Annotated in this window: 12 protein-coding genes; 2 read left to right on the plus strand and 10 right to left on the minus strand. The window is 68.6% G+C overall.

Annotated features, from left to right (window positions below):
- Both ACXJKH_RS08675 and ACXJKH_RS08680 read right to left on the minus strand, forming a co-directional pair.
- Positions 1 to 433, minus strand: a 433-nt coding sequence (locus tag ACXJKH_RS08675) for a LysE family translocator (protein WP_457319119.1), incomplete at its 3' end; no start/stop codon positions are given.
- A 78-nt stretch (positions 434 to 511) separates the two neighbouring features.
- Entirely contained in the window at positions 512 to 1,324 is an 813-nt protein-coding gene (locus ACXJKH_RS08680) for a helix-turn-helix domain-containing protein (protein ID WP_457319120.1), read from the minus strand.
- A 157-nt stretch (positions 1,325 to 1,481) separates the two neighbouring features.
- Here ACXJKH_RS08680 and ACXJKH_RS08685 point away from each other — a divergent pair, with 157 nt between their 5' ends.
- Positions 1,482 to 1,937, plus strand: coding sequence for an N-acetyltransferase family protein (locus ACXJKH_RS08685; RefSeq protein WP_457319121.1), 456 nt, complete (start codon positions 1,482 to 1,484; stop codon positions 1,935 to 1,937).
- 239 nt (positions 1,938 to 2,176) lie between these two features.
- Positions 2,177 to 2,590, plus strand: a complete 414-nt coding sequence (locus ACXJKH_RS08690; protein WP_457319122.1) for a hypothetical protein — start codon at positions 2,177 to 2,179, stop codon at positions 2,588 to 2,590.
- Between the two features lie 12 nt (positions 2,591 to 2,602).
- On the opposite strand, the gene ACXJKH_RS08695 is transcribed toward ACXJKH_RS08690, so the two are convergent.
- The 8 genes from ACXJKH_RS08695 to ACXJKH_RS08730 form a co-directional block, all read right to left on the minus strand.
- On the minus strand, positions 2,603 to 2,776 hold the full coding sequence (locus tag ACXJKH_RS08695) for a hypothetical protein (RefSeq protein WP_457319123.1): 174 nt from the start codon (positions 2,774 to 2,776) through the stop codon (positions 2,603 to 2,605).
- Positions 2,777 to 3,027: 251 nt separating this feature from the next.
- Positions 3,028 to 3,666, minus strand: coding sequence for a DUF2968 domain-containing protein (locus ACXJKH_RS08700; protein ID WP_457319129.1), 639 nt, complete (start codon positions 3,664 to 3,666; stop codon positions 3,028 to 3,030).
- Between the two features lie 184 nt (positions 3,667 to 3,850).
- Positions 3,851 to 6,001 (minus strand): TadG family pilus assembly protein, encoded by a 2,151-nt coding sequence (locus tag ACXJKH_RS08705; RefSeq protein WP_457319124.1) that lies wholly within the window; start codon positions 5,999 to 6,001, stop codon positions 3,851 to 3,853.
- A gap of 4 nt (positions 6,002 to 6,005) precedes the next feature.
- Entirely contained in the window at positions 6,006 to 6,440 is a 435-nt protein-coding gene (locus ACXJKH_RS08710) for a DUF3613 domain-containing protein (protein WP_256774208.1), read from the minus strand.
- A complete protein-coding gene (locus ACXJKH_RS08715) occupies positions 6,437 to 7,294 on the minus strand; it encodes a Flp pilus assembly protein TadD (protein WP_457319125.1) in 858 nt (285 codons plus the stop codon). Before ACXJKH_RS08715 ends, ACXJKH_RS08710 begins: the two co-directional genes overlap by 4 nt.
- Positions 7,295 to 7,299: 5 nt before the next feature.
- Complete coding sequence (locus ACXJKH_RS08720) at positions 7,300 to 8,259, minus strand: type II secretion system F family protein (RefSeq protein ID WP_457319126.1); 960 nt, start codon at positions 8,257 to 8,259, stop codon at positions 7,300 to 7,302.
- Positions 8,256 to 9,206, minus strand: a complete 951-nt coding sequence (locus tag ACXJKH_RS08725) for a type II secretion system F family protein (RefSeq protein ID WP_457319127.1) — start codon at positions 9,204 to 9,206, stop codon at positions 8,256 to 8,258. The genes ACXJKH_RS08720 and ACXJKH_RS08725 overlap by 4 nt, the downstream gene beginning before the upstream one ends.
- A gap of 2 nt (positions 9,207 to 9,208) precedes the next feature.
- Positions 9,209 to 10,561, minus strand: a complete 1,353-nt coding sequence (locus ACXJKH_RS08730; RefSeq protein WP_457319128.1) for a CpaF family protein — start codon at positions 10,559 to 10,561, stop codon at positions 9,209 to 9,211.
- Positions 10,562 to 10,563 lie beyond the last annotated feature (2 nt).

The following is a 10,563-nucleotide window of genomic DNA, read 5'->3' on the forward strand; positions in this document are numbered from 1 at the left end:
GTCCCTGCAGCATCGCGGCGAGGGTGGCGTAGAACAACGCATTCTTCGGGTTCAACAGGGCCGAGAGCGCACCCAGTCCGGCGGCTTTCCACCAGCCGCCGGCAGAGGCGGTCGCGCCGGCCTGCGCCGTGCCACGCAACTGCACCAGCCCACTGCCGCCGGCATGTCGCAGAAACACCGCGCCCAGGTAGATCAGGAATGCGCAGCCCACCAGCTGCACCGCGATGAAGGCTGCGCTGTCGACGCGCAGGATGGCCAGGCCGGCGAACGCGGCACCGATGAACACGCCATTGCCCAGCGCGATGCCTGCGCAGGCACCGCTGGCCGTGCGCCAGCCGCGTGCGATGGCCGTGCGCGCGACCAGAAAAAAGTCCGGCCCGGGCGAGAGCAGGGCGAGGAAGTGCACGCTGGCGACAATCAGGAACTGTTCCATTCAATCCGGTACAGGCAGGCTACGGGCGGCCAGTGTGGTGTTCGCGGCCGGTCCGGTATTGAACGTAATTGCGCGTTCTCAGCGCCGATAGTGGCCGGGCGTGGTTGCCGCATGTGCCTTGAACACACGCTGGAAATGGCTCTGGTCGGCAAAGCCCAGGCCGTGGGCGACGCTGGCCATTGCTTCCCCGTCGCGCAGTTGCTGGCGCGCCTGCCGGATGCGCTGGTCCATCTGCCAGGCATGCGGGGTCAGGCCGGTGGCGCGGCGAAAGGCGCGGATCAGTTGATAGCGGCTCATGTGGACCGCGGTCGCCAGCTCGGCCAAGGGGGGCGTACGCGACAACTGCCCACGCAGCTGCGCCATCGCCGGCTGCAGGCGGTGATGCAGTGACGCCGCGTCGGACCCCAGAGCAACGGGCGTACCCGGTGGCTGCTCAAGATCGCCGACGAACGCGATCAGTGCGGCGTCCTTTTCTTCGACCGCCGCGTCGGAGAACAACAGGGTGTTGAGCGTGCAGTAGTCGCGATAGCGGCTACGGTCGTCCGAGACGTGGACCACCCCAAGGTGTCGGGTCGATGGCGGCGGCGATGATTCGTCGCGGAGACTGCCCAACCAGTCTGCATCGAGATGCAGCATCTGGTAACTCCAGGCATGGCCGGGCATCGGATTGCAGGCGTGCACACAGCCAGCGGGAACGGCGACCACGCTGCCCGCCTGCAGCACCCGGGAGCCACTGGACGCGCCGCTGAAGACGCTGCGCCCGGCATCCACCGCGYCGATGGAGAACGTGTCGTGGCTGTGTGGTCGATAGCAGGCGCGACTGTCGCAGGCGCGGCGGCTCTCGACATGGGGCAGTGACGGATCACGCCAGAATTCAGTGGTGGGACGCATGCGGGGTTCCGTGACGCGAGAGGGGCAGCCTGCTCAGGATGCCATGGCTGGCAGCGGCATCGCAGGCCCGCGCGCGGCGCATTGCGACAGTGAACCGGCTGGAACGCGTCATCTGCGCTATCGTCCGCGTTCGAATGACCCGCCAGGAGGCGCCAGCATGCCCATCACTTACCGCACCGCCGTCGCCGATGACGCTGCCCACTGCATCGACCTGCGCGGGCGCACCCGCGAGAACGCCTTCTCGGTCGCGCAGCTGGCCGCGTTGGGCATCACCGTGGAGAGCTGGGCGGACGGCATCGCGCWGGGTGCGTTCCCCGGCCWCGTGGCCGAGGCCGATGGGCACATGGTCGGCTACTGCTTCGGCGATCGCGACACTGGCGAGATCATCGTGCTGGCGCTGCTGCCGGACTGGGAAGGCAAGGGCATCGGCAAGGCCTTGCTGGCACGAACGGTGGAGGACTTCCGCGGCTGGGGTTTCGAGCGCCTGTTCCTGGGGTGCGCGGCCGATCCGGCGGTGCGCTCGCACGGCTTCTATCGTCACCTGGGGTGGCGGCCGACCGGGGAAATCGATGATCTGGGCGATGAGGTGCTGGAGTACCGGGTCGCAGGGTGAGCGGCGCGATGTTCGACGTCGGGTAGTCCGCGTGTCGTGGTAGGTGCATGGCTTGCAGCGGATGGAATGCCACGTGGGTCGCGGTAGCTGCGGTGCGTGCGCAGGATGCTGGCGGCAGGTCAGGGAGACTGCCGATGCCATCGCGATCCACCGCACTACCGACGCTCTGTTTCTGGCTATGGGTGTCTGCCGTGACACCTGCTGGTGCAGCGACACCGGCGCCCACGCCCACGCCAGAGGTGCAGCAGATCCACAAATGCCGCGTCGATGGCGTGGCCACGTTCCAGCGCCATGCATGCGCCGCCGGCCAGGCCGAACAGGCGTGGGAGGTCGATGTGGTGCCAGCCGAACGCCGGCATGCGGCCCGGATCGAGGCGATCCGGCGCGAACTGCAGGCGCGCAAACGTGCACTGGACGCACAACGCGCACCGCCGCACCACCACCGCCATTCACGCACGCGGCACCGCGACGGTGCCGCGCCGAAGCGACGCGCGCGGGCACCGCCCGGCGCAGTCATCTCGCTGCATCATCGGCCGCAGGCCTGCGCAACTGCCCGACGCCAGCGCGAGACGGCGTATATCAGGGCGGGGATGAAACGCAGCTTCGCGCTGAGCCGGCGCATGGACGACCGCGTCTACCGCGCGTGCCGTTGAGCGGCCGCTTGCTCAGGGCGTGCGTTGCGCCGGCCGGGACATCAGGTAGTGCGCCAGCGCATCGAAGGCAGGCAGGGTCGTCGGATCATTGGCCGCGTTGCCTGCGATGGGGTGCGAGCCGAAGCGGGCAATCACCACCTTGGCGGCCGGGTCGGGCCAGGTCGCGAAGACCGGCGTTGAAGCCACCGCCGGCGAACGGCGTGCCGGTGGAATCGACCGTGTAGTAGGCGTCCTGCTCGGCGCCCAGGTGTTGCCAGATGCGCTCGGACAGCAGCGTGGAGACCGGCTTGCCGGTGCGCCGGGCGATGACCCAGCCGAGCGTGTCGGAACGGGCTGCATGGATAGGGTGTTGCAGGGGAAGGCGACGGACACGCGGGGAAACGCGGCAGTGGCGCGCGTTCGGGGCAGGCTCCCTGCGATGCAGGGAGCCGCCTGGCTTACGGGTTGCCGGTCTCGCCAGCCGGTGCCGGGGACACCGGGGCGCTGGCCTCCGGCGGCGGCAGCGACAGCTCCGGGTTGCCCTGCTGGGCCTGCAGTGCCTGGATGCGCTGGTTCAGGGCGTCCAACTGGCTGTGGGTGCTGCGCAGGTCGGTGCTGAGCGACACGGCCTGCTGCTTGGCCTGCTGGATCGAGCTGCTGACCTGCAGCGATTGCTGGCGCTGCAGATCGGCTTCCTGCTGCAGGCTGCGCAGGCGCTGTTCGTTGTAGGCGACCAGGTTTTCGGTGTAGCGCTTGCCGGCTTCGAGGCGGGTGGTGTCGATATACACCTGGGCCAGTTCCTCGGTCTGCTGCACGAAGGTGCGGTAGACCTTTTCGGCGTTGTCGACCGAGTCGGTCTTGATGACGCGCCAGAAATCCTTGTCGTGGAACAGCGCGGCGTAATACTGCAGCGTGGCGGTATTGAACAGCAGGCTCGCGCCGTAGCTGCCGTTGTAGGTGGTCCGCAGCTCGGTGAGCTGCTGCGAATCCATCAGCTGGCGCAGTTCGTCCACGCTGTTGCGCACCACCGGCGCGCTGCGCGCCGGTTCAGCGGGCTCACCCTTGGGCGCGCGCGCGGCCAGTGCCTGCGGCACCATGCTCAGCGACAGCAACACCAGACTGCCAGCCAGGATGGTCCGGCCGGTGGATACAACCCCTTTTCTCGCTCGCATCATCAGGCCGTCCAGAATGGCTCAATCGGTGAAAGTTCGTCTGTGAAATCCCAGTCCCCACAGAAGTCTAGCATGCAGCCCGTGCCGCGCCGACAGCGCTGCGCCAGGCTTAATAGACCAGCTGGGCCGGGTTGCACTGCACCGCCTGCAGGTGCACGTCGGTGCGTCCCAGTTCCAGGCCCAGCACCAACGCGAGGGTCTGGGTGAGGAGGGTACCGACGCCGTTGAGCAGCGGCTTGAGCAGGCCTTCCAGCACCGGCCGCAGCAGGGTGCACAGCAGGCCGCTGCAGGCCACCGCGTTGGTGCCCGGGTCGATGATGCTGCCGCTGCCCTGGTGGGCGTCGAGCATGCCGTTGGGCGCGGTTTGCAGGTAGGAGGCCAGGTTGCTCTTGAGGCAGTTGTTGTAGCTCAGCAACACGCTGACCAGGCCGCTGCAGCGGTTGATCGCCAGGCCACCGAGCAGCGTGCCGAGCAGACCGTCGAGCACCCCCAGGCCCTGTCCGGTCACCACCGCGCGATACCCGTCCCAGGCCGCGCCGTCTTTGTAGCAGGTGGTGAGACCCAGCGGTGGGCAGGCGTAGGGCACGCCCTTGGCGACCTGCCAGTCGCCGAAGGGCTCGATGCCCTGCGCAACCGAACCGTTGCGCAGCAGGGCGATGGTTTTGTCCACGTCATAGCGGGCATTGCCCGTATTGGCGGCCTTGAGAAACTGGTCGGCCAGCTGGGTGGCGGTATCGCCATTGCCCATGCCCTTGGCGGCCGGGTTGAGCATGCCGCTGAGCACGCGCAGCAACTCGCGCACCAGGTCGGTGACGGCATTGCCGATCTGCGCGCCGTTGATCCAGGTCGACCTGGTTTCGCCCGGCGACAGGGTCACGGTTTCATCATGGGTGAGGGCGTTGAGCTTGATCTGGTCGTTGATCAGCGGYGCGCCGAGCAGGGTGAGCAGTTGTTCGTTCTGCAGGCTGGCATCGCAGACATTGCGGGTGGAGAACCTGGCACTGTCGGCCACCTTGCCGACGCAGGCGCGCAGCACCGAGGATTCGACCCGGATGCTGGCGGTGACCGGCTGCGCGGCGCATTGCAGGCTGGTCAGGGTGCCCATTGCGTTGGTGACGTCGGCATATACGGGCAGGCGCAGGCGGATGCCGAGCAGGCCCAGCACCTTGCCGATGCCCAGCAGCAGATTGTTGCTGTCGATGTCCAGGTTGACCCGCACCTGCGCGTTGTAGGCGCGCGTGCCGACCCCGCCGATCGCGATCGACGGCGGCTCGATGATGGCGGCCTTGGCCTGGACCAGGCCGAGCACGTTGAGGTTGTTGACCGCTACGCCCTTGCCGCTGTTGGCGATGCTGATGCTGGTGGTGATCAGGTCCAGTGCGTTGACCTCGGCCTGCAGCGCGGCCGAGGCCGGGCCGTCCGGGGCGACGATGCTGCCGAACAGGCCGCTGCCCTCGGCGTTGCTGCCCAGCTGCAGGTTGAGCTGGTTGATATCCAGCTTGGCCGCCAGTGCGTCCTTGAGCGCGCGCAGGTCCACATGGGTCACCCCGCTCTGGCTGAGCACGCTGGCGGTGGCGTCGAGCAGTTGGCCCAGCGATACCTTGTGCGCGGCCAGCAGGGCGTTGAAGTCGCCGATGCTGATGTTGGCATCCACTGGAATGCCCAGTGCATTGAGCAGGCCGCCGGGGGTGATCCTGGCCTGGGCCAGGCCGTCGTAACCGAGCAGGGTGGTCTGGTCCAGATCGACGCCGACCAGTTTCAGGACGCCGCCCAGCGGGGTGTTGCCGTTGGCCCGCAGCAGCTGCGAGCCGACGCTGAACACCGCCAGCGGTGGCGCCCGCGTGGCGACCGCCTGCGCGCGCACCTGCGGCAATCCGCCGGTCTGGCCGAAGAACGGCAGCACCGGGCGTTCGGCACTGACCTTGACCGCGTTGACGGGCGCGCTGGCGGCGCTGTCGACGAAGTGGTCGGCGGTGGTGTGGGTGGGATTCCAGTCGCCGCAGCGCACGTTGAGCGTGCCGGGGAAGCGGTTGGCCTGCACGGCGTTGCTGCGCGCGGCGCTGTTGTCGGCGCGGTCGGCGCTGCACAGGTCCAGCCGCTGCGCGCCGGCCAGCGCGGAGAGGTCGGCGATTTTCTGCACATCGCGCTTGGCCCAGTACAGATAGCCGATTTCGACCAGGCCCAGCATCGTCACCAGGCCGAGCATCACCAGCATCATCGTCACCGACATGCCACCGCGCTGACGGGCGTGGGTATTCATGGGGTCACTCTCCGTTGCCGTCACCAGTGACCTGTTTGCGCACGCTGGTGTCGAGGAACTCCGGGATGGGGTGGGTGAAGCTCTGCAGGTAGCGTGCGTAGCTGAGCGAGGCCTGGTCGCCGAGCATCGGCAGGTGCGCGCCGGCATGGCTGCCACGCGCCTGCAGCTGCAGCAGCGCACGGGTGGTGTCGCCGATCTGCGGTCGATCCGGTATCGGCAGTGGCAGCGGGTCGGTCGGGGGCAGGGGCGGCAGCAGCGGTTCGTACGGGGGCGGTACCGGTGGTGCGGGCGGTGTCGCGGCCATCTCCGTGCGAGGCGGAGCGGTATCGCCCAGCATCTGACCGGTCAGCGGGCGTTGCTGGGCGCCGGCCACGGTACAGGCGAGCAGGCACGTAGCGGCCAGGGCGATACGCAGCGCAGGGGGAGCGAAGGCGGTCATGGCGTGCTCTCGGTGGCGAGGTCGATGCCGCCGAAGCGTTCCAGCATCGACGGGGCAAGGCGGGCATCGGCGCGTGGCGTGCGCGGTGCACCGGCGGCAACCGGTGTGCGCGTGCGCGGCACCTCGGCGATCGTGACCGGTGTTGCGGTGGCAGGCGGCGCACTGGCGATGGGTGCCATCCGCAACTGCTGGGCCAGACGCTGCACTTCGTCGCGTGCGCCCTGCGGCAGGGCAGCGCTGCGCATGATCTGCTCGGCCATCGCAGTGTCGTTGCGCAGCAGTGCCCATACCGCCAGGTTGGCGTTTGCTTTTACATTGCCCGGGGCCAGCTCGGCCGCCTTGGCCAGGGGCTCGCGCGCCTGCCCGAGCTGCCCGGCGCGCAGCCGTGCAAAGCCGAGGTCACCGAGGTAGTCGGTGTTGAGCGGTTGCAATTGCACGGCACGCGCCAGGCTTGTTTCGGCCTGGGCAGCATCACCGGCCCGTGCGGCGATCAGGCCCAGGCCGTGCCAGGCGGCGGCCCCCTGGGGACCATTGGTTAGGCTGGTATAGATGGCCCGTGCGGCCTCCACCTGCTGGGTTTCACGCAGGCCATCGGCCTGCAGCAGGCGCAATGCAGGCGTGTCGCCATAGCGTTGGCGGTAGGCGTCCACGTGCGCCAGCGAGGCGAAGTAGGCGCCCTGGCGCTGCATCTGGCCGATCAGGTCCAGGTACATGCGCTTGTCGTCCTGCGGGGGCGATTCCAGCGGTGCCAGACTGAGCGGATCGGGACGGTAGGCGTTGTGCGCCGAGCCGCAGGCGGTGCATGCAGCCAGCGTGATGAGCAGCAACCAGCAGTGACGCGGTTGGATCGGCATGGTCTTCATCCCAGACGGTTCACGGCATTGGCCAGGGCGATGATCGCCGGGCCGGACAACACCAGCATCAGTGCCGGCAGCAGGGTCAGCATCATCACCACGGTCATCTTGACCGAGAGCTTGCCGACCTTTTCCTTGAGCGTTGAACGGCGCTGTTCGCGCAGGCGCACGCTGAACTGGCGCAGCGGCTCCTGCACCGCGCCGCCGTGTTCGTGCACCTGCAGCATCAGCTGCACCAGGCTGCGCAGGTCTTCGTCATCAAACGACTCGGCCAGCCGCCGCAGCGATTGCTGACGTGTGCGCCCGTGCATGTAGGCGATATTGGCCTGGTGGATTTCGCGGCCGAGCACCGGGATGGCGCTGCGCAGTTTGTCGCCGAGGGTCTGCAGACTCTGGTCCATGCTGAAACCCACGCCCTGCAGCAGGCGCAGCAGGTCGATCAGCAACGGCAGCTCGGCCGACACGCGCTTGCGCAGGCGCGTGGCCCAGGCACGCAGCGCGAACTTGGGCAGCAGTACGCCGACTCCCAGCGCCACGATCATCACCACGATCCGGCTGAGGCCGTCGCCGCTGTAGAAGGCCATGGCCAGCAGCAGGCACAGCACGGCCAGCAGCAGGCGCAGCGCCAGGAAGGTGGCCGTGCCGGCGCGGGTATGCCAGCCGGCCTGGTCGAGCAGCAGGCGATCTTCCGGGGCCAGCAGGGCCGCTTCGAGGCGGCCACCGTTGAAGCGCTCGCCCAGCGTGGCCAGCCACGCCCAGCCGCGCGGACCGGTCTCCGGCGCGGGCGCCGCTGTGGTCGGGCTGGCGGGTTCACGCGGGCCGGCGTCGCGGTTGCGCAGTGCGCTCTGCAGCGTGGCGGCCGTGCGGTTCTGCTGGCCCGTGAGCCACAGCCCGGCCACGCCCAGCAGGCCCAGCCCGAGGGCGAGCAGCAGCAACGCGGCGATCAGCAAGGTGCCGGCGCTCATAGCGAACGGGCCAGGCGATACAGCAGGAAGCCGCCGATCAGTTCGAGCAGCAGGGCCGCACCGAGAATGCGGTGGCCCAGCGGCACCTGCAGCATCGGCTCGAAAAAGTCCGGACTGACAATGGCCATCAGCAGCGCCGACAGCGGCGGCAGCAGGCCGAGCACCCAGGCCGACATGCGCGTTTCGGACGTGGTGGCCATCAGCTCCTGGCGGGCCTGGTCCAGGTCGCGCATGAAGTCGCTCATGCGCTGCAGGATCTGGTCCGAGCGCCCGCCGATGCGGATGCTCACCCCGAGCACCACGGCGAGTACGTCCAGCACGTCCAGCCGGTAGGGCTGCGCGGCCTGGCTGAGGGCGCGGTCCAGGTCCAGGCCACTGCGGGTGCCGGACAGGGTGTCATCGAGCAGACCGCGCAGCGGCATCGGCACCTGCTGGCTGGCGGTCTGGAAGGACATCTGCAGGCTGTTGCCGAGCCCGGTCAGGCGCACCAGGTTGTCGAGGAAGTCCGGCAGCTGTCGCAGCAGGCGGCGTTGCAGGCCGAGGATGCGGCGCGACACCCACAGCCCCAGCAGCAGCGCATACAGGCCGAAGGCGATCGGCCACATCCAGGCGGTGCCGATGCGTGCTGCCGCCAACCAGGCCAGCGCGATGCCACCCAGCAGCCAGAGGATCGGCAGGCGCCAGCCCGGCCGCAGCCCGGCACGTTGCAGCAGCGCATCCCACGGCAGCGCGTCGGGTCGCGCGGTTACGGTCGGCAACGGCGCTGGGTTGGCCGGTCGCGTCGGCATGCCGGCCAGTACCGGCGTGGCCGGGTTGGCGGCCAGGCGCTGTTCGGTGTGCTGCAGCGAGGCGCGCTGGCGTTCGCGGCGGCCCGCGCCCCACCACAGCTCGACGGCTACCGCCACCAGCACCAGCGCCGCACTGCACAGCAGCAGCACCGTGACCATGCTCAGTAAGCTCCGTCCAGTGCTTCGCGCAACTGGCGCCGGAACGGCTCGAGCTTGTGCGAATGCGGATGGAAGCCCAGCCCGACCCAGCGGTCGTGTTCCTTGCCGTCGGCGTCGAGCTGGATTTCGTGGCGGAACATTTCCTGGGTGCTGATCAGGTTGTCGCTGACGCCGGTGATTTCCGTGATCGACACCAGCACGCGTCTACCGCTGCCGAGGCGGGAGATCTGCACGATGAAATCGATGGCGCTGGCAATCTGCCGGCGCAGGCTGTCCTCGCTGCCCTGGAAACCGGCGAAGCCGGCCAGCATCTCGATGCGGTACAGGCAGTCGCGCGGGGAGTTGGCGTGGATGGTGGCCATCGAACCGTCGTGGCCGGTGTTCATCGCCTGCAGCATTTCCAGCACTTCGGCCCCACGCACTTCGCCGACCACGATCCGGTCCGGGCGCATGCRCAGGCTGTTGCGGACCAGGTCGCGGATGCTCACCGCCCCCTGGCCATCGGCACCGCCGATACGGCTTTCCAGGCGCACCACGTGCGGGTGGTTGAGCGAGAGTTCGGCGGTGTCCTCGACGGTGATTACGCGCTCGTCGCCCGGTACGTAGCTGGCCAATGCGTTGAGCAGCGAGGTCTTGCCCGAACTGGTGCCGCCGGAGACCAGGATGTTGCAGCGGCCCAGCACCATCGCGTGCAGCAGCGCCTGCATCGGGCGGTCGAAGGTGCCCATGCGCAGCAGTTCGTCGGGAGTGAACGGATCCTTGCGGAACTTGCGGATGGACACCATCGGGCCATCCACCGCGAGCGGGGAGATGATCGCGTTGAGGCGGCCGCCGTTGGGCAGGCGCGCATCGACCATCGGGTTGGATTCGTCCAGCCGCCGCCCCAGCGGGGCGAGGATGCGGCGCAGGATGCGCAGCAGGTGGCTGTCATCGCTGAAGCGCTGGGTGGCGCGTACCAGGCGCCCGCCCTGGGAGACATGGATGTCCTTGTAGCCGTTGATCAGGATGTCTTCGATGCTCGGGTCATGCAGCAGGTCGTCGAGCGGACCGAAGCCGGTCAATTCCTTGACCAGTGCGCCGGCCACCACCTCCATCTCGGCCTCGTTGACCGGGATGCGCCACTCCTGCACGAAGATCGCGGTCTGGGTGTGCACGTAGCGCGCCACGGTGTCCGGGGCCCACGCATCGATGTCGATGCGCTCGTCCTCGATGCTGTTGAGCAGGTGCTCATGCGCGGCGACGAGCACTTTCTGGTACTCGTCGGACTGCGCGAACGGGGGCGGCGCCGTGTCCACCGGGGCGATGGCCTCGGCGCGCGCATGCAGGGGGGCGAACGGGGTCACTTTGTCTTCCATGG

The organism is Stenotrophomonas sp. P5_B8 (genome assembly GCF_054049855.1).

Coding starts and splice junctions, on each gene's coding strand:
- ACXJKH_RS08700 (WP_457319129.1), bottom strand. CDS start 3,666: ATGGTGCCGCAGGCACTGGCCGCGCGCGCGCCCAAGGGTGAGCCCGCT.
- ACXJKH_RS08710 (WP_256774208.1), bottom strand. CDS start 6,440: ATGACCGCCTTCGCTCCCCCTGCGCTGCGTATCGCCCTGGCCGCTACG.
- ACXJKH_RS08725 (WP_457319127.1), bottom strand. CDS start 9,206: ATGGTCACGGTGCTGCTGCTGTGCAGTGCGGCGCTGGTGCTGGTGGCG.
- ACXJKH_RS08720 (WP_457319126.1), bottom strand. CDS start 8,259: ATGAGCGCCGGCACCTTGCTGATCGCCGCGTTGCTGCTGCTCGCCCTC.
- ACXJKH_RS08715 (WP_457319125.1), bottom strand. CDS start 7,294: ATGCCGATCCAACCGCGTCACTGCTGGTTGCTGCTCATCACGCTGGCT.